At 68.3% G+C, this 20,418-nt stretch carries 19 protein-coding genes; 13 read left to right on the top strand and 6 right to left on the bottom strand.

Features of this window, described 5'->3' with window-relative positions; all coding sequences use genetic code 11:
- Positions 1–42 precede the first annotated feature (42 nt).
- From EJP67_RS21980 to EJP67_RS21955, 6 genes are all read left to right on the top strand, one after another.
- Positions 43–1,239, top strand: coding sequence for a pyridoxal phosphate-dependent aminotransferase (locus EJP67_RS21980; protein ID WP_126023839.1), 1,197 nt, complete (start codon positions 43–45; stop codon positions 1,237–1,239).
- Positions 1,236–1,694, top strand: a complete 459-nt coding sequence (locus EJP67_RS21975) for a YbgC/FadM family acyl-CoA thioesterase (protein WP_126023838.1) — start codon at positions 1,236–1,238, stop codon at positions 1,692–1,694. The genes EJP67_RS21980 and EJP67_RS21975 overlap by 4 nt, the downstream gene beginning before the upstream one ends.
- Complete coding sequence (gene tolQ / locus EJP67_RS21970; RefSeq protein WP_126023837.1) at positions 1,691–2,413, top strand: protein TolQ; 723 nt, start codon at positions 1,691–1,693, stop codon at positions 2,411–2,413. The genes EJP67_RS21975 and tolQ overlap by 4 nt, the downstream gene beginning before the upstream one ends.
- Before the next feature lie 15 nt (positions 2,414–2,428).
- Positions 2,429–2,866, top strand: coding sequence for an ExbD/TolR family protein (locus EJP67_RS21965; RefSeq protein WP_126023836.1), 438 nt, complete (start codon positions 2,429–2,431; stop codon positions 2,864–2,866).
- A 3-nt stretch (positions 2,867–2,869) separates the two neighbouring features.
- Positions 2,870–3,787 carry a cell envelope integrity protein TolA gene (gene tolA / locus EJP67_RS21960; protein WP_126023835.1) on the top strand — a complete coding sequence of 306 codons (918 nt, stop codon included), beginning with the start codon at positions 2,870–2,872 and terminating at the stop codon, positions 3,785–3,787.
- Between the two features lie 87 nt (positions 3,788–3,874).
- Positions 3,875–5,605, top strand: a complete 1,731-nt coding sequence (locus EJP67_RS21955; protein ID WP_126023834.1) for a peptidoglycan D,D-transpeptidase FtsI family protein — start codon at positions 3,875–3,877, stop codon at positions 5,603–5,605.
- 22 nt (positions 5,606–5,627) lie between these two features.
- Here the strand turns inward: EJP67_RS21955 and EJP67_RS21950 are convergent, their stop codons facing one another.
- Together EJP67_RS21950 and dnaE are read right to left on the bottom strand one after the other, a co-directional pair.
- Positions 5,628–6,029: a YgiW/YdeI family stress tolerance OB fold protein gene (locus EJP67_RS21950; RefSeq protein ID WP_126023833.1), complete on the bottom strand. Its 402-nt coding sequence runs from the start codon at positions 6,027–6,029 to the stop codon at positions 5,628–5,630.
- 103 nt (positions 6,030–6,132) lie between these two features.
- The gene (gene dnaE / locus EJP67_RS21945) at positions 6,133–9,651 is read right to left on the bottom strand and encodes a DNA polymerase III subunit alpha (RefSeq protein WP_126023832.1); all 3,519 of its coding nucleotides are present in this window, start codon (positions 9,649–9,651) and stop codon (positions 6,133–6,135) included.
- Positions 9,652–9,763: 112 nt separating this feature from the next.
- On the opposite strand from dnaE, the gene EJP67_RS21940 reads away from it, so the two are divergent.
- The 5 genes from EJP67_RS21940 (at position 9,764) to EJP67_RS21920 (ending at position 15,115) form a co-directional block, all read left to right on the top strand.
- Positions 9,764–10,549: a sulfurtransferase gene (locus EJP67_RS21940; RefSeq protein WP_126023831.1), complete on the top strand. Its 786-nt coding sequence runs from the start codon at positions 9,764–9,766 to the stop codon at positions 10,547–10,549.
- A gap of 36 nt (positions 10,550–10,585) precedes the next feature.
- A complete protein-coding gene (locus EJP67_RS21935; RefSeq protein WP_126023830.1) occupies positions 10,586–11,302 on the top strand; it encodes a response regulator in 717 nt (238 codons plus the stop codon).
- On the top strand, positions 11,253–12,857 hold the full coding sequence (locus tag EJP67_RS21930) for a sensor histidine kinase (protein ID WP_126023829.1): 1,605 nt from the start codon (positions 11,253–11,255) through the stop codon (positions 12,855–12,857). The genes EJP67_RS21935 and EJP67_RS21930 overlap by 50 nt, the downstream gene beginning before the upstream one ends.
- Positions 12,858–13,011: 154 nt before the next feature.
- Entirely contained in the window at positions 13,012–13,542 is a 531-nt protein-coding gene (locus EJP67_RS21925; RefSeq protein ID WP_126023828.1) for a tripartite tricarboxylate transporter TctB family protein, read from the top strand.
- 4 nt (positions 13,543–13,546) lie between these two features.
- Entirely contained in the window at positions 13,547–15,115 is a 1,569-nt protein-coding gene (locus tag EJP67_RS21920; protein ID WP_126023827.1) for a tripartite tricarboxylate transporter permease, read from the top strand.
- 86 nt (positions 15,116–15,201) lie between these two features.
- Here EJP67_RS21920 and EJP67_RS21915 read toward each other — a convergent pair whose 3' ends face one another.
- The 4 genes from EJP67_RS21915 to EJP67_RS21900 form a co-directional block, all read right to left on the bottom strand.
- The gene (locus EJP67_RS21915; RefSeq protein WP_126023826.1) at positions 15,202–16,125 is read right to left on the bottom strand and encodes a pirin family protein; all 924 of its coding nucleotides are present in this window, start codon (positions 16,123–16,125) and stop codon (positions 15,202–15,204) included.
- A gap of 23 nt (positions 16,126–16,148) precedes the next feature.
- Entirely contained in the window at positions 16,149–16,700 is a 552-nt protein-coding gene (locus EJP67_RS21910; RefSeq protein WP_126023825.1) for a flavodoxin family protein, read from the bottom strand.
- 141 nt (positions 16,701–16,841) lie between these two features.
- Positions 16,842–17,261 carry a DoxX family protein gene (locus EJP67_RS21905; RefSeq protein ID WP_126023824.1) on the bottom strand — a complete coding sequence of 140 codons (420 nt, stop codon included), beginning with the start codon at positions 17,259–17,261 and terminating at the stop codon, positions 16,842–16,844.
- 87 nt (positions 17,262–17,348) lie between these two features.
- Positions 17,349–18,050, bottom strand: a complete 702-nt coding sequence (locus EJP67_RS21900; RefSeq protein ID WP_126023823.1) for a pirin family protein — start codon at positions 18,048–18,050, stop codon at positions 17,349–17,351.
- 159 nt (positions 18,051–18,209) lie between these two features.
- On the opposite strand from EJP67_RS21900, the gene EJP67_RS21895 reads away from it, so the two are divergent.
- Positions 18,210–19,163: a LysR substrate-binding domain-containing protein gene (locus tag EJP67_RS21895; RefSeq protein ID WP_126023822.1), complete on the top strand. Its 954-nt coding sequence runs from the start codon at positions 18,210–18,212 to the stop codon at positions 19,161–19,163.
- Between the two features lie 140 nt (positions 19,164–19,303).
- On the top strand, positions 19,304–20,418 hold a 1,115-nt coding region (locus EJP67_RS21890), incomplete at its 3' end, for an NAD(P)/FAD-dependent oxidoreductase (protein WP_126023821.1).

Here is a 20,418-nt window from a genome sequence, read left to right as displayed (position 1 = left end):
TCGGCCGACCGAGGGCGCATGGCGCCGCAGCCAGGGGGTGCGATGAGAATTTCCACGCGCGCGCAGCGCATCGAGCCCTTCTACGTGATGGAAGTGGCCAAGGCAGCGGGCGTGCTGGCCCGCGAGGTCGCCCACACCGACCGGCCGATGATCTTCCTGAACATCGGCGAGCCCGACTTCAGCGCCCCGCCGCTGGTGCAGGAAGCCGCCGCCCGCGCGGTGCGTGCCGGCGCCACGCAGTACACGCAGGCCACCGGCCTCGATCACCTGCGCGAGCGCATCAGCGCCTGGTACCGCCAGCGCTTCAACGTCGACGTGCCGGCGCGCCGCATCGTCGTCACCGCCGGTGCCTCGGCCGCGCTGCAGCTGGCCTGCCTGGCGCTGATCGAATCGGGCGACGAGATCCTGATGCCCGATCCGAGCTATCCGTGCAACCGCCACTTCGTGAGCGCTGCCGAGGGCAAGGCGGTGCTGATTCCGACCACGGCCAAGGAGCGCTTCCAGCTCACCGCCGCCAAGGTCGAGGCCGCATGGACGGACAAGACACGCGGCGTGCTGCTGGCATCGCCCTCGAACCCGACCGGTACCTCGATTGCGCCCGACGAGCTGCGCCGCATCCATGAAGCGGTGTCCAAGCGCGGCGGCATCACGCTGATCGACGAGATCTACCTCGGCCTCTCGTACGACGATGCCTTTGGGCAGACCGCGCTGGCCATCGACGAGAACGTCATCAGCATCAACAGCTTCAGCAAGTACTTCAACATGACCGGCTGGCGCCTCGGCTGGCTTGTGGTGCCCGAGGCGCTGGTGCCGGTGGTCGAGCGGCTGGCGCAGAACCTCTTCATCTGCGCGAGCACGGTGTCGCAGTACGCGGCGCTCGCCTGCTTCGAGGACGAGAGCATCGCCGAGTACGAGCGCCGCCGCGCCGAATTCAAGGCGCGCCGCGACTGGTTCATTCCGCAGCTGAACGCGCTGGGCCTGAACGTGCCCGTGGTGCCCGACGGTGCCTTCTACGCCTGGGCGGACTGCACCGCCTTCGCCGAGAAGCTCGGCATCTCGGGCAGCTGGGACTTCGCCTTCGAGACCATGAAGCGCGCGCACGTGGCCGTCACGCCCGGTCGCGACTTCGGCACCGCCGAGACCGCGAAGTTCGTCCGCTTCTCCACCGCCAGCTCGATGGCGCACCTGCAGGAGTCCATCGAGCGCCTGCGGGCGATGGCCGAGAACAAGGACCGATGAGCTACGCGTTCCCGATCCGCGTCTACTGGGAAGACACCGACGCCGGCGGCATCGTGTTCTACGCCAACTACCTGAAGTTCATGGAGCGCGGCCGCACCGAGTGGCTGCGTTCGCTGGGCGTGGAGCAGCGCAAGCTGCGCGAGGAAACGGGCGGCCAGTTCGTGGTGAGCGAAACCCGGCTCAAATACCATCGGCCCTCGCGGCTGGACGACGAGCTGCTCGTGACTGCCGATCTCGAACAATTGGGCACGGCGTCGTTGATAATCGGACAGCGCGTGCTATCGAAAACAGAGCAAGAGCGAACCGGGGCCCCGGCACCCGTCTTGCTGTGCGAGGGCACGATCCGCATCGGATGGGTGGACGCCGCCACGCTGCGGCCCGCACGCATCCCGAAACAGGTGACGGGAACCCTGGAGCGCTACAGCGGCTCCATGACTCAAACTTTCAAGCCATGAACCAAGACCTTTCCATCATCAATCTCCTGCTCCATGCGAGCTTCGTGGTGCAACTGGTGGTGGCGCTGCTCGTGATCGTCTCGATCGCCAGCTGGGCCGCGATCATCCGCAAGTACTTCGCGCTGCGTCGCATGCGCGCCCTCAACGAGGACTTCGAGCGCGAGTTCTGGTCGGGCACCAGCCTCAACGAGCTGTTCGCCTCCGCCGCTCAGAACGCCAAGTTCGCCGGCCCCATGGAACGCATCTTCGCTTCCGGCATGCGCGAGTACCAGAAGCTGCGCGAGCGCCATGTCACCGATGCCGGCACCCTGCTCGACGGCGCCCGCCGCGCGATGCGCGCGAGCTTCCAGCGCGAGCTGGATGCGGCCGAGCAGAACCTCTCCTTCCTGGCCACCGTCGGCTCCGTCTCTCCGTACGTCGGCCTGTTCGGTACGGTCTGGGGCATCATGCACGCCTTCACCGGCCTGGCCGCCCTGGCGCAGGTGACGCTGGCCACCGTGGCCCCCGGCATCGCCGAGGCGCTGGTTGCCACGGCCATCGGCCTGTTCGCCGCCATCCCGGCGGTCGTGGGCTACAACCGCTTCGCCCGCGAGATCGACAAGATCGCCATCGCCCTCGAGACCTACATCGAGGAGTTTTCCAACATCCTGCAGCGCAACCTGTCGGCCAACCCGGCTGCCGGCGGCGCGGGCTCCTCGGTGGCTCCGGCCAACCGCTGAACGGAGGCGCAGCGCATGCCCGCCGTTTCATCCCGGGGCCGCGGCCGCCGGACGATCAACGAGATCAACATGGTCCCGTTCATCGACGTGATGCTGGTGCTGCTGATCATCTTCATGGTCACCGCGCCGCTCATCACGCCGAGCGTGATCAACCTGCCCTCGGTCGACCGCGCCAGCAAGCAGCCCGACAAGCCCATCGAGATCGTCATCAAGAGCGAGGACGAAGTGCAGATCAAGAAGGACCCGTCCACCGGCACGGGCGGCACCTCGATTCCCATGACCCAGATCGGCTCGGCCGCGAAACAGGCGCAGGGCGGCGACGACCAGCGCCCGGTGGTCATCAGCGCCGACAAGTCCGTGAAGTACGAGACCGTCGTGAAGGCGATGAACCAGCTCAAGCGCAGCGGCATCGAGCGCGTGGGCCTGTCCGTCACGACCACGGGCGGCAAGTAAGGCATGTCGCTCGCACTGGATCGCCCCGAGTTCGCACCGCCGCCGCAGCGCGGCACCGGGCGTGCACTGGTACTGGCGCTCATTGCCCACGGGCTGCTGATCGCGGCGCTGACGTGGGGCGTGCGCTGGCGCAGCGACGCCGACGAGGGCGCCGTGGACGCGGAGCTGTGGTCGTCCACGGTGCAGCAGGCGGCGCCTCGCCTGCAGGCGCCGCCGGCGCCCACCCCGGTTCCCGCGCCGCCGCCGCCCGCCCCTGCTCCGCCGCCGCCTCCGGCAGCGAAGGCGCCAGAGCCCGCTCCCGCGCCCAAGGCCCCTGACATCGCGCTCGAGCGCGAGAAGAAGCTCAAGGAACAGAAGGAGCAGCAGGAGCGCGAACTCGAGCGCCAGCAACAGCAGAAGAAGAAAGAGCTGGAAGCCAGGCAGCGCGCCGAGGAAGAGGCCGAGCGCAAGAAGGAACAGCAGAAGAAGCTGGCCGAACAGAAGAAGCAGCAGGAAGCCGAAGCCAAGCAGGCGGAGCAGAAGAAGGCCGAGGCCGCCGCGAAGCAGGCAGCCGCCGACCGCGCCGCCGCGCTCAAGCGCATGCAGGGCCTTGCGAACGCCACCGGCAGCGACGATTCGCGCGGCACGGCCCAGCGTACGTCCGGTCCTTCCAGCGGCTATGCCGGCCGCATCGCAGCCGCGGTGCGCCCGAACATCACCTTCCCGGATGCCGACACCGTGAACGGCAACCCGGCGGCGGAGTTCGAGGTGAGCCTGGCACCCGACGGCACCATCGTCGGCGTGAAGCTCAGCAAGTCGAGCGGCCTGCCGGGCTGGGACGACGCCGCAGAGCGCGGCCTGCGCAAGACCGACAAGCTGCCTCGCGACACCGACGGGCGCATCTTCCCGTCGCTGATCGTCACGCTGCGGCCCAAGCGCTGATTTGCAGCCTGCGCCTAACGCGCAGCTAAGAAAACGGGCCCTTTCCGGGTGACTTTCACGTCACCCGGAACTCGATAATCAGGGCTCATGACCCCCAACGGCCGCATCCGCTACGGCAGCAGTCCCCTGCTCGCCAGCCCCACTCCCGTGTGGCGCAGCAAGTTCATCGTGGCCAGCGTCGCCTTCGGCTTCCTGCTGCTGGCCGGGCGCGCAGCCTACGTCCAGATCTTCGCCAACGACTTCTTCCAGCACCAGGGCGAAGTACGCTACCAGCGCACGCTGGAGCTTCCGGCCAACCGCGGCCGCATCCTCGACCGGCACGGCCTGATCCTGGCCTCCGACATCCCCGCCCCCAGCATCTGGGCCATTCCCGAGGACATCGAGCGCGACGACCCTGCCACGCTGGAAAAGCTCAAGCAAGCAGCCAAGCTGCTCGGCATGCCGCAGAAGGACTTCGACAAGAAGCTGGAGGACGAGGACAAGAGCTTCGTCTGGATCAAGCGCCAGGTCGACGAGCCCATCGCGAAGCAGGTGGCCGCGCTCAACATCAAGGGCGTCTACCTGCGCCGCGACTACCGCCGCCAGTACCCCGAGGGCGAGGCGGCGGCGCATCTGGCGGGCTTCACCAACGTGGAAGACGTGGGCCAGGAGGGCATCGAGCTCGCCTTCGACCACGACCTGGCCGGCAAGGCCGGCTCGCGCCACGTGCTGAAGGACCGGCTGGGCCACATCATCGAGGACACGGAAGACCAGGTGCCTCCCACGCCAGGCCACGACATCCAGCTGAGCATCGACGACCAGGTGCAGTTCGTCGCCTACGAGAAGATCCGCGACGCCGTGGTCGCCAACAAGGCACGCGCCGGCAGCGTGGTGGTGGTCGACGCGCAGACCGGCGAGCTGCTGGCCATGGCCAACTACCCGAGCTACGACCCCAACGACCGCCGCAACCTCACCGGCGAGCAGCTGCGCAACCGCGCGATGACCGACGTGTTCGAGCCGGGCTCGACGATGAAGCCCATCACCATCGCCACCGCGCTGCAGTTGGGCCGCGTCACGCCCAAGACCATCATCGACACCAACCCGGGGCGCATCACCGTCTCTGGCGCGACCATCCACGACGACGAGAACTTCGGCGTGCTCACGGTCGAAGGCGTGATCCAGAAGTCGAGCAACGTCGGCGCCACCAAGATCTCGCAGCGCATGTCGGCGCAGGAGATGTGGAACTCGCTCACCGCCGTGGGCCTGGGCCAGAAGCCGCAGACGCCCTTTCCCGGCGCGGTCACGGGCAGGCTGCGGCCGTGGAAGTCGTGGCGCCCCATCGAGCAGGCCACCATGTCGTACGGCTACGGCCTGTCGGCGTCGCTCTTCCAGATCGCGCATGCCTACACGGCCTTCGCGCACGACGGCGAGGTGATCCCCATCAGCCTGCTGAAGAACCACGGCGAGGAACCGCCCGGCGTGCAGGTGTTCTCGCCGCTGGTGGCCAGCGAGGTGCGACAGATGATGCACATGGCCGCCGCGCCCGGCGGCACCGCGCCGCTGGCCCAGACGGTGGGCTACTCGGTGGGCGGCAAGACCGGCACCGCGCACAAGCAGGTCGGCAAGGGCTACGCGAGCAACAAGTACCGCGCCTGGTACACGGGCATGTCGCCCATCGACAAGCCGCGCATCATCGTCGCGGTGATGGTCGACGAGCCCAGCGCCGGCAAGTACTTCGGCGGCCTCGTGGCCGCGCCGGTGTTCAGCCAGGTGGTGCAGCAGACGCTGCGCATCATGAACGTGGTGCCCGACCTCGCCGTGGCCTCGATGGCGCACTGAGGCCGCAAGGCCGGGCCGGGGCTCAGCGCAGCACGGCGAGGCGCTTCACGTCGAGCTCGACCTTGCTGCCGATCAGGTCCTTGTCGAATTCGCCGGTGAGCTCCACGCGCACCTTGTCGTCGATCTTCACGCCCGGCGGGAAATGCTTGGCGTCGATCTCCACCTTGATGCGGCCGGTTTCGTCGGCGAAGGTGTAGTGCTCGCCGCCGTCGTGCGACACGATGAAGCCACGCAGCGTGGCGTACTGGTCGTCCTTGCCGGTGTCGATCAGCTGCTTGATGGTCATGGTCGGCACTGTGCTCGGGCCGGCGTAGGGCGTGCCCGCGGCCGCGTTCTGCGGGGTCGTGCTCGGGCCGGTGTATTGAGCCGAAGCAGCAAAAGGCAATGCCAGGGCAAACGCGAGGACGAGGGACGATTTCTTCATGCGGAGTTCCTCCTGAACTTCTTGGTTGAAAGACGGCAGGAATCCTAGCCAGCAGCCCAAAGAGCCCACGCCCGCCGGGCACTTGCCGTGGCGCAGGAAGAAATCAGTCGTAGACGATCAGCGCCTTGCCGGCCTCGGCCTGCGCGGTCCAGCTGGCCAGCGCCGCGTCGGTCGGGAAGAACTTGGCGCGGTCGCCCAGCTGCAGCTCGACCTGCGCGCCCGCGCGCGCCATCGACAGCCGCACCGGCAGGCCCTGTATCAGGTCGCCCACCTCGGTCTGCTCGGTGCGCGGCGGAAAGTCTTTCAGCAGGCGCGCGATGTCGGGCGCCTTGCCGTTGACCGCCACGCGCAGGAACTTGCCGAAGCGGCAGCGCGCCGAGGCCAGGTCCCACACCTGCTGCACCTGGAAACGGGCCTCGAAGCCGCCGCGCGCGGGCTGCAGCCGGCCGCTGACGATGACGAGCTCGTCGTCCTTCAGCGTGTTGCGGTTGGCGTTGATGAGCGCCTCGTCGGCCGTGGCCTCGATGGAATCGGACTTGTCGTCGAGCTTGAAGATCGCCAGCCGGCCCCGCTGGCCGTTGATGACGCGGAAGTCGCTCACGATGCCGGCGATGACCTGCTGGTCGCGGCTGTCGAGCAGGTCGGTGATCTCGCGCTTGCAGAAGCGCCGCACCTCGTGCGAGACCTCGTCGAACAGGTGGCCCGAGAGATAGAAGCCGATGGCGGTCTTTTCGAGCGTCAGGCGCTCCTTCACGCCCCAGGGCGTGGCGTCGACGAGGTCGGGCTCGGCGGTGGCGGATCCGTGGTCGCAGTCGCCGAAGATGTCGGCCTGCGAGGCGTTGGCCGCCGTGGCATTGGCGAATTCGAAGGCGCGGTCGAGCGAGGCGACCAGCGCCGCGCGGTTCTGCTGGATGGCGTCGAAGGCGCCGGCCTTGATCAGCGCTTCCACCGTGCGCTTGTTGATGCGCTGGCGGTCGATGCGCACGCAGAAGTCGTACAGGCTCTTGAAGGGCCCGCCCTCCTCGCGCGCGCGCACCACGGCCTCGACCGCGAGCTGGCCCGTGCCCTTCACGGCGCCCAGGCCGTAGCGGATCACCTTGTTGGTGACCGGCTCGAAGCGGTAGTTGCCGCGGTTCACGTCCGGCGGCTCGAAGGTGATGCCGAAGTTCTTCTGGGCGTCCTCGAACAGCAGCTTGAGCTTGTCCGTGTCGTCCATTTCCACGGTCATATTGGCGCAGAAGAACTCGGCCGTGTAGTGGACCTTGAGCCAGCCCGTGTGGTACGCCAGCAGCGAGTAGGCGGCGGCGTGCGACTTGTTGAAGCCGTAGCCCGCGAACTTCTCCATCAGGTCGAAGATCTCGTCGGCCTTGTCCTGCTCGATGCCGTGGGTGGCAAGGGCACCGGCGCGGAATTTCTCGCGGTGCTCGGCCATCTCCTCGAGCTTTTTCTTGCCCATCGCGCGGCGCAGCAGGTCGGCGCCGCCGAGCGAGTAGCCGCCCAGGATCTGCGCGGTCTGCATCACCTGCTCCTGGTAGACCATGATCCCGTAGGTCTCGGAGAGCATCTCGGCCACGGCCGGGTGCGGGTACTCCACGTCCTCGCGGCCGTGCTTTCGCGCCACGAAGCTGGGAATCAGGTCCATCGGGCCCGGGCGGTACAGCGCGTTCAGCGCGATCAGGTCTTCCAGGCGGGTCGGTCGCGCGTCCTTCAGCATGCCCTGCATGCCGCGGCTTTCAAACTGGAACACGGCTTCGGTCTTGCCGTCTGAAAAGAGCCGGTAGGTCGCGCCGTCGTTCAGCGGGATGTTCTCGAACGCGAAGTTCTCCTGGCCCTTGTGGCGCTTCATGATGAACTCGCGCGCGATCTCCAGGATCGTGAGCGTGGCCAGGCCCAGGAAGTCGAACTTCACAAGGCCGATGGCCTCCACGTCGTCCTTGTCGTACTGGCTCACGGCCGATTCGCTGCCGGGCTGCTGGTAGAGCGGGCAGAAGTCGGTGAGCTTGCCCGGCGCGATGAGCACGCCGCCGGCGTGCATGCCGATGTTGCGGGTCATGCCTTCGAGCTTCTGCGCGAGCTCGACCAGCATCTTCACTTCTTCTTCCTTCTCGATGCGCTCCGCGAGCTGCGGCTCCATCTCGATGGCGTAGTTGTTCTTGTCGCCCTCGATCTTCTTCTCGGGCGGGTACTGCAGCGTGACCGACATGCCCGGCTTGTTCGGAATCAGCTTGCTGATGCCGTCGCAGAACATGTAGCTCATGTCGAGCACCCGGCCCACGTCGCGGATGGCCGCGCGCGCGGCCATGGTGCCGAAGGTGGCGATCTGGCTCACGGCGTTGCGGCCGTACTTGTCCTTCACGTAGTCGATCACGCGGTCGCGGTTGCCCTGGCAGAAGTCGATGTCGAAGTCGGGCATCGAGACGCGCTCGGGGTTCAGGAAGCGTTCGAACAGCAGCTTGTATTCGAGCGGGTCGAGGTCGGTGATCTTCAGCGCGTAGGCCACCAGCGAGCCGGCACCCGAGCCCCGGCCGGGGCCCACCGGGCAGCCATTGTTCTTGGCCCACTGGATGAAGTCGCCCACGATCAGGAAGTAGCCCGGGAACCCCATCTTCAGGATGGTGTTGATCTCGAACTCCAGCCGCTCCACGTAGCGCGGACGCTCGGCGTCGCGCCTGGCCTCGTCGGGGTAGAGGTGCTTCAGGCGCAGCTCCAGGCCGTAGAACGATTCCTGGCGGAAGAAGTCGTCGATGGGCATGCGCACGCCCTCGGCGATGAAAGGCGTCGGAAAGTCCGGCAGCTGCGGCTTGCCCAGCACCAGCGTCAGGTTGCAGCGCTTGGCGATCTCGACCGTGTTGGCCAGCGCGCTGGGCACGTCGGCGAAGAGCGCCTGCATCTCGGCGCTCGACTTGAAATACTGCTCCTCGGTGAAGCGGCGCACCCGGCGAGGGTTGCCCAGGATTTCGCCTTCGGAGATGCACACGCGCGCCTCGTGCGCCTCGTAGTCCTCGCGGGTGGCGAACTGCACCGGGTGCGTGGCGACCACCGGCAGGTGCAGCCGGGCCGCCAGCTGCACGGCGGCAACGACGTGCGGCTCGTCCTCGGGCCGGCCCGCGCGCTGCAGCTCGATATAGAAGCGGTGCGGGAAGATGCCCGCCAGCTGCAGCGCAAGCTCGGCCGCGCGCTCGCCCTGCCCCTGCAGCAGCGGCTGCCCCAGCGGCCCGGCCTGCGCGCCCGACAGCGCGATCAGCCCGCCCGAGAGCTCCTGCAGCCACTCGAGCTTGCAGGCCGCCTGCGACTGGCCCCGGCCCACGTTCTGCGTCCATGCCCGCGCGAGCAGCTCCGACAGATTGAGGTAGCCCTCCATGTTCTGCACCAGCAGCACGATGCGGGTGAGAGCGCCGGGCTCCTTGCCCAGCCCGTCCACGAAGGCTTCGGCGCCGACGATGGGCTTGACGCCCTTGCCCCGCCCCTGCTTGTAGAACTTGACGGCCCCGAACAGGTTGTTCAGGTCGGTGATGGCCAGTGCGGGCTGCTTGTCGGCAGCGGCGGCCTTGACGACGTCGTCGATTCGGTTGGTGCCGTCGACGACGGAGAACTCGGTGTGCAGGCGCAGGTGAACAAACATGCTTCCATTGTAGAAAGCGGGCCCTCCACGATGTGGGTTGGCAATCCCTGAATCACCCCGGCAGAGGCCCTGTACCCGGGCGATATTCCGCCGGCACCTAAAATCCCGCCCCGTGCAAGAGATTTTGAATATCGCGGCCTACAAGTTCGTGGCCATAGACGACAGCCCCGCGCTGCGTGAAGACCTGCGTGCCCGCACCCAGGCCCTGGGGCTGATGGGCACCATCCTGCTGGCACCCGAAGGTATCAACATGTTCCTGGCCGGGACGGCCGAGGGCGTGCGGGCTTTCCTGGCCCATCTGCGCGCCGACGCCCGTTTCGCCGACCTGGAGGCCAAGGAAAGCTGGTCGGCCGCGCAGCCCTTCCGGCGCATGCTGGTGAAGCTCAAGCGCGAGATCATCCGCATGGACCACCCCGCCATCCAGCCCGAGGCCGGCCGGGCGCCCGGCGTGGACGCCGCCACGCTCAAGCGCTGGCTCGACCAGGGCCATGACGACCAGGGCCGCGAGATCGCCCTGCTGGACACCCGAAACGCCTTCGAGGTCGACTACGGCAGCTTCGAAGGCGCCATCGACTGGCGCATCGGCAAGTTCACCGAATTCCCGCCCGCCCTGCGCGCGCACCGCGACGAGTTCAAGGGCAAGACGGTGGTGAGCTTCTGCACCGGCGGCATCCGCTGCGAGAAGGCGGCCATCCTGATGCACGAGGAAGGCGTGGAGAACGTGCTGCAGCTCGAAGGCGGCATCCTCAAGTACTTCGAGGAAGTCGGCGGCGCGCACTACAAGGGCGACTGCTTCGTCTTCGACGGCCGCGAGGCCCTGGCGCCCGACCTGAGCGCGCGTTCGGCACGCGCCAGCGCCCGCGCCTCGGAAGACCCCGACCTCGCCATCAAGCAGTAACGGCAACAACGACGACAACGAGACGCGGCAGGCCCCATGCGCATCCTCCTGGTGGAAGACGAACTGGACATGGCCTCCTGGCTGGTCCGCGCGCTCACCCAAAGCGGCTTCGTGCCCGACCACGCACCCGACGCCCGCACGGCCGAGGCCTTCATGGCCGGCACCGAGTACGACGCGGTGGTACTCGACCTGCGCCTGCCCGACAAGCACGGCCTGAGCGTGCTGGCCGACATGCGCGCGGCGGACGACCGCACGCCGGTGCTGATCCTCACCGCGCAGGGTGCTCTGCAGGACCGGGTGCGCGGCCTGAACCTGGGCGCCGACGACTTCCTCACCAAGCCCTTCGAGCTGGAAGAGCTGGAGGCGCGGCTCTCGGCGCTGGTGCGGCGCAGCCGCGGCAAGCAGCACCCACGCCTGCAGTGCGCCTCGCTCTCCTACGACAGCCAGAGCCGCGCCTTCACGCTGCGCGGCACGCTGCTGTCGCTCACGCCGCGCGAGCAGGCCGCGCTCACCGCCTTGCTGCTGCGCAGCGGCTCGCCGGTGGGCAAGTCGCAGCTCTTCGCCAAGGTGTTCACCAACGACAGCACCGCCGGCCCCGATGCCATCGAGGTGGTGCTGCACCGGCTGCGGCGCAAGCTGGCCGACAGCGACGTGCGCATCGTCACCGTGCGCGGCCTGGGCTACATGCTGGAGAGCATTGCCGATGGAACCTCAGCCTCAGCCCGCAGCGACCTCCCCGGCGACGGCGGCTGAGCAGCAGCAACAGCAGCCGTCACCGCGGCCGCAGCGCTTCGGCATCCGCGCGCGCCTGCTCGCGCTGCTGCTGCCGGGCCTGGTGGTGCTGCTGGCGCTGGACAGCTGGAGCGACTACCGCGCGCTGACCGACTCGCTGGTCGTCGCCTACGACCAGAGCCTGCTGGAGCCCGTGCAGGCGCTGGCCAACGGCATCGTGGTGGCCAGCGACGGCAGCGTGCGCGTGCAGGAGCCCTTCTCGATCCAGGCGATGTTCGAGTCCACGAGGCTGCGCTACAAGTACCTGCACGTCGGAGTGCAGCGCATTCCCAAGGGCGGGACGCTGGATGTGAACTCGCCCGAGACCACGCTCATGGGCGTGCCCGGCCTGCCCCGCCCCGCGCACCGCCCGCCCGACGGCACGCCGGTGTTCTACGACGCGGTCTACCAGCAGCACCCGGTGCGCGTGGCCGCGCTGCGCCAGACGGTGTACGACAACGTCCATCCCGGCGAGGCCTACAGCGTGCTCATACAGGCGGCCGAGGGCACGGGCCCGCGCACCGAGGCGCAGGCCGAGACGCTGCGCCAGGAGTTCCTGCGCGACACACGCATGGTGGTGGTGATGGCGCTGCTGGTGTGGCTGGGCGTGGCCTGGACGCTGCGCCCGCTGGAACGCCTGCGCCGCTCGCTGCGCGAGCGCCCGCGCGACGACCTCACGCCGCTGGACGCCAGCGGCGTGCCGCATGAAGTGGCGCCGCTGGTCGACGCGGTCAACCACCACATCGCGGGCCACCGGCGCATGGTGGCGGAGCAGTCGCAGTTCCTGGCCGACGCCTCGCACCAGCTGCGCACGCCGCTGAGCATCCTGTCGATCCAGGCCGGCTACGCAGTGCGCGAGACCGATCCGGCGCGCATGCGCGAATCGCTGCAGGCCATCGTCGTGCAGCTCGCGCGCACCCGCCGCCTGAGCGAGCAGCTGCTGGCGCTGGCCCATGCCACCGCGGGCGACGAAGCCGCGCCGGCAGGGGCTGCAGTGGCCGACCTCAACGCCATCGCGCGCGGCGTGGTGCTGCAATACCTGCCGCTGGCGCGCGAGAACGACCAGGACCTGGGCTGGGTCGACGCGCGCGGCGACATCGGCACGGACGATGCGGAAGGCAGCGATGAATCGAGCGACGACGACGAGGACGACACGCCCGTGCTTCCCGTCGCAGCCAATGCTGCGGAGTTGCACGAGGTGCTTGCCAACCTCGTGCACAACGCCATCAAGTACACGCCGCGCGGCGGCAACATCACCGTGACCGTGCGGCGCGATGCCACGCATGCGCTGGCCGAGGTGTGCGACAGCGGACCGGGCATCGCGCCCGAGCGGCGCGAGAGCGTGTTCGAGCGCTTCAACCGCGACAGCGCCACGGGCACCGCAGCGGCACAAGGCGCGGGCCTCGGCCTCACCATCGCGCGCGGCTATGCGCGGCGCAATGGCGGCGAGATCGAACTCTCGAATGCCGACACGCCCGAGCGTCCCAACGGCGGCGGATTGCGCGCAACGCTGAGGCTGCCGCTGCACGCTGCGTGAGCCGCATCCGCGCTCGTTTTTGCAAGGGTTTCACCGGATAGGCCGGTACGTGATTACACGTATTTTGCGGCCCGCAAGGCCGCGAGAGCCCCTGCCGAAAGGGGATTGAAAGTCTCGATTCCTAGACTGCGCTCCTTCCAGACGAAGGAGACTTATGCAGCACCAGCTCGGTGAAGATCCGGCCTCGCACGCGCCCCGGCCCGCTTCGAAATTCAAGAAAGACTACTACGGCGGCGCGCTGCTAATCGTCGTCGGCCTGGCCGCCGTGTATGCCGGCGTCGGCTACCGCGTCGGCGAGCTGGCGCACATGGGCCCGGGCTTCTTCCCCGTCGCGCTCGGCGCGCTGCTGGCACTCACGGGGCTGCTCATCGCGGTCTCCGCGCGCGGCGAAAAATCGGCGGAAGGCGCGAGCGAGGAAGCGGCCTCGCACGGGCACCCGGGCGGCATGCCCGACCTGCGTGGCGGCATCTGCATCATCCTCGGCATCCTCGCCTTCCTGCTCTTCGGCGAATACGGCGGCCTGCTGCCGGCGACCTTCGCGATCGTGTTCATCTCGGCGCTCGGCGACCGCGACAACACGCTGACCGAGGCGCTGCTGCTGTCGCTCGCGATGTGCTTCATCGCGGTGGTCGTTTTCTGGTGGGCGCTGAAGCTTCAGCTGCCCCTGTTCCAGTGGGGAGGCTGAAGCCATGATCGGTCAATCGCTCCACGACCTCTGGTACGGCTTCGGCGTCGCCTTCCAGGGCTCGAACCTGCTGTGGTCCTTCTTCGGCGTGCTGGTGGGCAACCTGATCGGCGTGCTGCCGGGCATGGGTGCGCTGCAGGCCATCTCGATCCTGCTGCCGCTCACCTACGTGATGCATCCGGTGCCCGCCATCCTGATGCTGGCCGGCATCTTCTACGGCTCGCAGTACGGCGGCGCCATCGGCGCCATCCTGATGAACATGCCCTCGCACCCGCCGCATGCGGTGACCTGTCTGGACGGATACCCGATGACCAGGCAGGGCAAGGGAGGCGTGGCACTCGGGGTGACGATGATCGCCTCGTTCTTCGCGGCCTCGGTCGGCATCATCGTGATGATCTTCGCTTCGCCGCTGCTGGTGCAGATCGCTTTCAAGTTCGGCCCGACCGAGATCTTCTCGATCATGCTGCTGGGCCTGCTGGCCGGCTCCACCATGTCGCGCGGCTCGCCGCTCAAGGGCGTGGCCATGACGCTGTTCGGCCTGCTGTGCGGCGTGGTCGGCACCGACGTGAACAGCGGCAGCTTCCGCTTCGCCTTCGGCCTGCCCGAACTGAGCGACGGCCTGGAGCTGGTGGCGATCTCGATGGGCCTGTTCGGCGTGGCCGACTTCCTGCTCAACGTGAACCGCATGAAGGCCATCGGCGACACCGGCACGCTCAAGCTCAGCGACATGCGCCCGAGCCGCGAAGAACTCAAGCGCGCCTTCCCCGCGATGATCCGCGGCACGCTGGTGGGCACGGTGTTCGGCGCGATGCCCGGCACGGGCCCGACCATCACCACCTTCATCGCCTACGCGCTGGAACGCAAGGTGTCGAAGACGCCGAACAGGTTCGGCACCGGCATGATCGAGGGCGTGGCCGGCCCGGAGGCCTCGGCGCACTCGAAGACGCAGGTCGACTTCATCCCCACGATGAGCCTTGGCATTCCGGGCGACGCGGTGATGGCGCTGATCCTGGGCGCGCTGCTGATCCAGGGCATCCAGCCCGGCCCGCAGCTCATCACCGAGCATCCGGACATCTTCTGGGGCCTGATCGCCTCGTTCTGGATCGGCAACGTGATCCTCGTGATCCTGAACGTGCCGATGATCGGCGTGTGGGTGAAGCTGCTGAAGGTGCCCTACAAGTACCTGTTCCCGGCCGCGATGTTCTTCATTGCCACCGGCGTGTACAGCACGCAGAACAGCCTCTTCCAGATCTGGGAGGTGCTGGTGTTCGGCATCGTCGGCGCTGTGCTGATGACGCTGGAGTTCTCGGTCGCGCCGATCCTGCTGGGCTTCGTGCTCGGGCCGATGGTGGAGGAGAACTTCCGCCGCGCCCTGCTGCTCTCGCGCGGCGACATGTCGGTGTTCGTGACGCGGCCGATCAGCGCCACCTTCATCGGCCTGTGCACGCTGCTGCTGCTGGGCGTGAGCTACTCCGCATGGCGCGGCCGCGGCAGCCGCAAGGCCGTGCTCGAGCTGCCGAAGACGCCCGAGGGCGCACCGCCTGCGGAGAGCCTGACGATCGGCGGCAAATAGCCGGCCCCGACCGCCTCGGCAAGAAGACGAAAGGCCCGCATCGCGGGCCTTTCGTCTTCTTGCCGTTACCGCCGCATGCTGGAGGCTCAGACCGGCGTGGTGCCCGTGTCGGGCTCGCGCACGCCGAAGGGCTTTCCGGGCAGCGGGATGAACTCGGTCTCGCCGGGCACGTGGCCCATGCGCTGCGCCGCCCAGTCGGCGCCGGCTTCGAGGATGCGCTCGCGGCGGCTGGAGACGAAGTTCCAGGTGATGTAGCGCGGGCCGTCGAGCGGCTCGCCGCCGATCACCACGAGGCGCACGGCGGCATCGGCCGTGAGCACGCCGCCTTGCCCGTTCGGCAGCACGGCCATGGTGTGGACCGCGACCGGCTCGCCGTTCACCGCGAGGTCGGCATCGACCGCGTAGACGGCCAGCTCGGGCGCCAGCGGGGGCAGCTCGAAGCGTCCGCCCGCGGGCAGCGCGATGTCGAGGTACACGGTCTGCGAATGCGTCTTCACCGGCGAGCGCGCGCCGAAGGCCTCGCCCACCAGCACGCGCACCGCCGCGCCCTGCTCCACCAACTCGGGAATCGCGTCGGCAGGCGTGTGCTCGAAGCTGGGCTCGATTTCCTCATGCGCCTGCGGCAGCGCGGCCCACAGCTGCAGGCCGTGGTTCACGTAGGTGTCGGCCTTCAGGCGCTCGGGCTTGCGCTCGGAGTGCACGATGCCGCGGCCGGCGGTCATCCAGTTGATGGCGCCGGGCAGGATCTCCTGCACGCTGCCCAGGCTGTCGCGATGCATCATCGCGCCCTTGAAGAGATAGGTGACCGTGGACAGCCCGATGTGCGGATGCGGCCGCACGTCGTGCTCGCTGCCCGGCTGCTCGGTGGCCGGACCGAAATGGTCGAAGAACACGAAAGGCCCGACCGAGCGCTGCTGCGCCGCGGGCAGCAGGCGCCTGACCTGGAAGCCGCCTCCGAGGTCCTTGTCGTGCGGCTTGAGCAGTCGGGTTTCGGGGGCGTTGTCGGTCATCGTGGGTTCTCCTTGGGGTCCGGTTACTTGCGGGATCTTGCCACTTCACCCACGCGCTCGCCGAATGCGCGGGCCGTGTCGAAATCGCCCTTGGACATCTCGGCGGGACTGGCATCCGACGGCGACTGCGTCAGCAGGCCGCCGTAACCGCCCACGTAGTTCATCGCGTCGCGCGTGGCGGCCTTGCTGTTGCTCGGCAGGATGCCCATGCTGACCCAGATGCCGCTGTGCTGCATCGCGAGCGTCCACAGGTAGGTCATGGTCGTGACCTTGTCGCCGTTCATGGTGGCGCTGTTGGTGAAGCCGGCGAAGAGCTTGTCCTTCCAGCCCTGCGTGTACCAGACCTTCGAAGAGGCGTCGGCGAACTTCTTGAACTGCCAGCTCACGCCGCCCATGTAGGTCGGCGAGCCGAAGATGATCGCGTCGGCCGCGGCCAGCAGCTCCCAGCCGCCCTCGGGCAGGTTGCCGTCCGCGTCGATGGCCAGCAGCTGCGCGCCCGCGCCGTCCGCCACGGCCTGCGCCACGCGCTGCGTGTGGCCGTAGCCGGAATGGAAGACGACGACGATGTTTGCCATTTTTGGAACTCCTGAATGAAAAAGGAAGGGAGGTGGTCTCTTCGCGGAACACCGAGGAACCGGCTCTGCCGGGCCTCAGGTGTTGCCCCCGGCGAGGGGGGCGGCGAAGCGACACGAAGTGCGCGAAGCCTGGGGGAGAGCTTACTTTCTGTCGATGCTGAAGCGGCCGGGGCCGAAGGCGGCCAGAGCCAACAGGCCGCCGGCGATCGCGATGTTCTTGTTGAAGTTGATCTGCTGCATCATTTTCATGGCCTCGGGCGCCGACCAGTACTTGTGGAAGAACAGCGCAGTCGCCACGGTGAAGATCGCCATCACGATCGCGGTCCAGCGGGTCTTGAAGCCCAGCAGCAGCGCGATGCCCAGGCCCAGCTCCACGATGATCGCGATCGCCGCCGCCACCTCGGGCATCGGCAGGCCTGCGGAAGTGATGTAGCCGACGGTACCGCCGAAGCCCATCAGCTTGCCGATGCCGGCGGGAATGAACAGGTAGGCGATAAGGATGCGGCCGACGAGGGCCAGAGTGTCTTGTGCGGGATTCGGTGCGGTGTTTGCGGTTGCCATGGTTGAAAGCTCCTCGGTTTGGTTGGATCGGATAGAGAGAGAAATGAAAAAAGCCGGGCGGCCAGCGCCCGGCAAGGGGGAGAAAGATCAGGCGGCCAGGTCGAACACCAGCACTTCGGCGTCCTTGCCCGCGCCCAGCGTCACCTGCGATTCGCCTTCGAGCATCGCGGCATCGCCACCGGAGAGCTTCTGGCCGTTCACCTCGAGCTCGCCGCGCACCAGGTGCACATAGCTCTTGCGCTTCGGGTCGAGCGCGAGGCTGGCCTTTTCGTCGCCGTCGAAGAGGCCGGCGTACAGGCTCGCGTCGGCGTTCACCTTCACCGAGCCTTCGCTGCCCTCGGGCGAAGCCACCAGGCGCAGCTTGCCTCGCTTCTCGGCGTCGCTGAATTTCTTCTGCTCGTAGCCGGGCTCGACGCCGCGCTCCTTCGGCAGGATCCAGATCTGCAGGAAGTGCGTGGTCTGGTCGGCCTTGTGGTTGAACTCGCTGTGCATCACGCCGCGGCCCGCGCTCATGCGCTGGACGTCGCCGGGAGGAATGCTCTCCACGTTGCCCATGCTGTCCTTGTGCGCCAGCTCGCCCGAAAGCACGTAGCTGATGATCTCCATGTCCTTGTGGCCGTGGGTGCCGAAGCCGGCGCCCGCCGCCACGCGGTCTTCGTTGATCACGCGCAGGTTGCCGAAGCCCATGTGGGCCGGGTCGTAGTAGTTGGCAAAGGAAAAGCTATGGAACGAGCGCAGCCAGCCGTGATCGGCGTAACCGCGTTCCTGGGATTTACGGACTTGCAACATGGTCGGACTCCTTCTGCCCTGCCCCGTCGGGGTGCTCGGGCTTCTTCGTATGCCGCGCCGGATGCGCAGCGGATGTGAAGAATTTTGGGCCGCCGCCCCCTTCGGAAAGGCGCCGCGGTTTGATGGCACCATTCAAATATTTTGATCAATGGAGCCGCCATGCCCAGCCCCAGAGACGTGCTGACCCCCGACTCCCTCGCCATGCTCCAGACCGTGGCCGCCACCGGCAGCTTTGCCGCCGCCGCCCGGGCGCTGAACCTGGTGCCCAGCGCCCTGAGCTACCGGGTGCGCCAGATCGAGGACGCGCTCGACGTGCTGCTGTTCGACCGCAGCGCCCGCCAGGCCCGCCTGACCGAAGCCGGCGCCGAGCTGCTGCGCGAGGCCGAGCGGCTGCTGGGCGAGATCGACGCGGTGGCCAATCGCGTCAAGCGCGTGGCCACCGGCTGGGAGCCGATGCTGACCATCGCGGTCGACAGCGTGATCGCGCGCGACCCGCTGCTCGACCTGGCAACCGCCTTCTTCGCGCTGGAGCCGCCCACGCGGCTGAAGCTGCGCGACGAGACGCTGATGGGCACCATCGAGGCGCTGACCACCGGCGAGGCCGACCTCGCCATCGGCGCGGTGCTCGACGCCGCGAGCCTGGCCTTCACCACCACCGGCATCCGAAGCCGGCCGATCGGCGAGCTGAGCTTCGTCTACGCGGTGGCGCCGCACCATCCGCTGGCGCGCGCCACGCAGCCGCTGAGCGACGCGGTGATGCGGCAGCACCGGGCGGTGGCGGCGGCCGACTCGGCCCGCCAGGCGCCGGGCCTCACGGTGCACCTCGTGGGTGGGCAGGACGTGCTCACCGTGCCGAGCATGCAGGCCAAGATCGCGGCGCAGTTGCACGGGCTGGGCGGCGGCTTCCTGCCCGAGCCGATGGCGCGGCCGTACATCGAAGCGGGGCATCTGGTCGAGCTGAAGACGGAGCGCAAGCCGCCGCTGGGCTCGCTGCACTGTGCGTGGCGGGTGCGCAGCGCCGGCAAGCCGGGGCGCGCGCTCGAATGGTGGCTGGCGCAGTTCGAGCACGAGGGCACGCGGCGCGCGCTGCTCGAACGGCACAGGGGCCGGTAGAACTCGATGGAGGAGCCGATCAGTATTGCCGAGGATCGCTCGCCGCCGCTAAGGGTGTGCCCTCAGGCGGAGCGCCTGCCGGACCGATGTAGAGTGCAGACACATCCATCCGCATTCCATCCAGAAGAAGAGAGTCCGTCATGAGCACTCGCGCAACTGCAAAGAAGCCGGCCAAGGCTGCCGCCGACCGTCACCGAACCCCAGCCGGCCCGGGCCAGCCGCGCTCCCCCCGCCATTTCGCCGTTGTCGGCGCCGGCATTGCCGGGGTGGCCTGCGCGAGAACGCTGGTGCAGGCCGGCCACAAGGTCACGCTGTTCGAACGCAGCGACGCCGCCGGCGGGCGCATGGCGAGCGTGGACACCGCCTTCGGCCGCTTCGACAGCGGCGCCCAGTATTTCACCGTGCGCGATCCGCGCTTTGCCCTGGCGCTGGAGAACGCCCCCGGCGTGTGCAAGCGCTGGAGCGCCAACCTCGTGCGCGTGCTCGACGCGCACGGCCGCGTGGCCGAGGCCGCGCTGCCTTCCCTCGAGCCGCACTGGGTGGCCCAGCCCGGCATGGATTCGCTGGTGACCCGCTGGGCCGCGCCGCTGGGCGAGAGCCTGGTCACCGGCACGCGCGTCACGCAGATCGAGCCCGATGCGCTCGATGCGAAGCGCTGGCAGCTGCGCACCTCCGGCACCGACGACTCGCAGCATGTGTATTCGGGCTTCGACGCCGTGCTGCTGGCCGTGCCGCCGGCCGGCGCCCGCGCCCTGCTGGGCGACGGCGGCAAGCTGTCGGCCACGCTGGCCCGCAGGATCGAACCCGTGACCATCGCGCCCTGCTGGACGCTGATGATCGCCTACCCCCAGGCGAACCAGCCCGACATGTCGCACCTCGGTCCGCAGTGGAACGCGGCGCGCAGCACGCACCACCGCGTGGCCTGGCTGGCGCGCGAATCGTCCAAGCCCGGACGCGAGCCCATCGAACGCTGGACGCTGCAGGCCAGCGCGGCCTGGTCGCAGGAGCACCTGCGCGACGCGCCCTCGCGCGTCGAGGCCAAGCTGCTGCGCGCCTTCGCCGAGATCACCGGCATCCATGCCACGCCCGCGCACGCCCAAGCCATCTGCTGGAATGAAGCGCAGACGCAGGTGCCCGTGGGCACCACCCACCTGTGGGACGCCAAGGCCCGCATCGGCATCGCGGGCGACTGGTGCACCGGCCACCGCGTGGAAGACGCCTTCCTCTCGGGCCTGTCGCTCGCGCTGGACGTGCT

Source organism: Variovorax guangxiensis, assembly GCF_003952165.1.
In the GTDB taxonomy this organism is placed as follows: domain Bacteria; phylum Pseudomonadota; class Gammaproteobacteria; order Burkholderiales; family Burkholderiaceae_C; genus Variovorax; species Variovorax guangxiensis.
Note: the sequence above shows the minus strand (reverse complement) of the source record. Positions and strands in the feature narration are given on the sequence as shown.

What these genes read in the sequence shown, in the direction of transcription:
- EJP67_RS21950 (WP_126023833.1), bottom strand. Translation starts at nt 6,029, where the DNA reads ATGAAGAAATCGTCCCTCGTCCTCGCGTTTGCCCTGGCATTGCCTTTT.
- dnaE (WP_126023832.1), bottom strand. Translation starts at nt 9,651, where the DNA reads ATGTTTGTTCACCTGCGCCTGCACACCGAGTTCTCCGTCGTCGACGGC.
- EJP67_RS21965 (WP_126023836.1), top strand. Translation starts at nt 2,429, where the DNA reads ATGCCCGCCGTTTCATCCCGGGGCCGCGGCCGCCGGACGATCAACGAG.
- EJP67_RS21915 (WP_126023826.1), bottom strand. Translation starts at nt 16,125, where the DNA reads ATGACCGACAACGCCCCCGAAACCCGACTGCTCAAGCCGCACGACAAG.
- tolA (WP_126023835.1), top strand. Translation starts at nt 2,870, where the DNA reads ATGTCGCTCGCACTGGATCGCCCCGAGTTCGCACCGCCGCCGCAGCGC.
- EJP67_RS21910 (WP_126023825.1), bottom strand. Translation starts at nt 16,700, where the DNA reads ATGGCAAACATCGTCGTCGTCTTCCATTCCGGCTACGGCCACACGCAG.
- EJP67_RS21930 (WP_126023829.1), top strand. Translation starts at nt 11,253, where the DNA reads ATGGAACCTCAGCCTCAGCCCGCAGCGACCTCCCCGGCGACGGCGGCT.
- EJP67_RS21955 (WP_126023834.1), top strand. Translation starts at nt 3,875, where the DNA reads ATGACCCCCAACGGCCGCATCCGCTACGGCAGCAGTCCCCTGCTCGCC.
- EJP67_RS21925 (WP_126023828.1), top strand. Translation starts at nt 13,012, where the DNA reads ATGCAGCACCAGCTCGGTGAAGATCCGGCCTCGCACGCGCCCCGGCCC.
- EJP67_RS21975 (WP_126023838.1), top strand. Translation starts at nt 1,236, where the DNA reads ATGAGCTACGCGTTCCCGATCCGCGTCTACTGGGAAGACACCGACGCC.
- EJP67_RS21920 (WP_126023827.1), top strand. Translation starts at nt 13,547, where the DNA reads ATGATCGGTCAATCGCTCCACGACCTCTGGTACGGCTTCGGCGTCGCC.
- EJP67_RS21900 (WP_126023823.1), bottom strand. Translation starts at nt 18,050, where the DNA reads ATGTTGCAAGTCCGTAAATCCCAGGAACGCGGTTACGCCGATCACGGC.
- EJP67_RS21980 (WP_126023839.1), top strand. Translation starts at nt 43, where the DNA reads ATGAGAATTTCCACGCGCGCGCAGCGCATCGAGCCCTTCTACGTGATG.
- EJP67_RS21895 (WP_126023822.1), top strand. Translation starts at nt 18,210, where the DNA reads ATGCCCAGCCCCAGAGACGTGCTGACCCCCGACTCCCTCGCCATGCTC.
- tolQ (WP_126023837.1), top strand. Translation starts at nt 1,691, where the DNA reads ATGAACCAAGACCTTTCCATCATCAATCTCCTGCTCCATGCGAGCTTC.
- EJP67_RS21905 (WP_126023824.1), bottom strand. Translation starts at nt 17,261, where the DNA reads ATGGCAACCGCAAACACCGCACCGAATCCCGCACAAGACACTCTGGCC.
- EJP67_RS21935 (WP_126023830.1), top strand. Translation starts at nt 10,586, where the DNA reads ATGCGCATCCTCCTGGTGGAAGACGAACTGGACATGGCCTCCTGGCTG.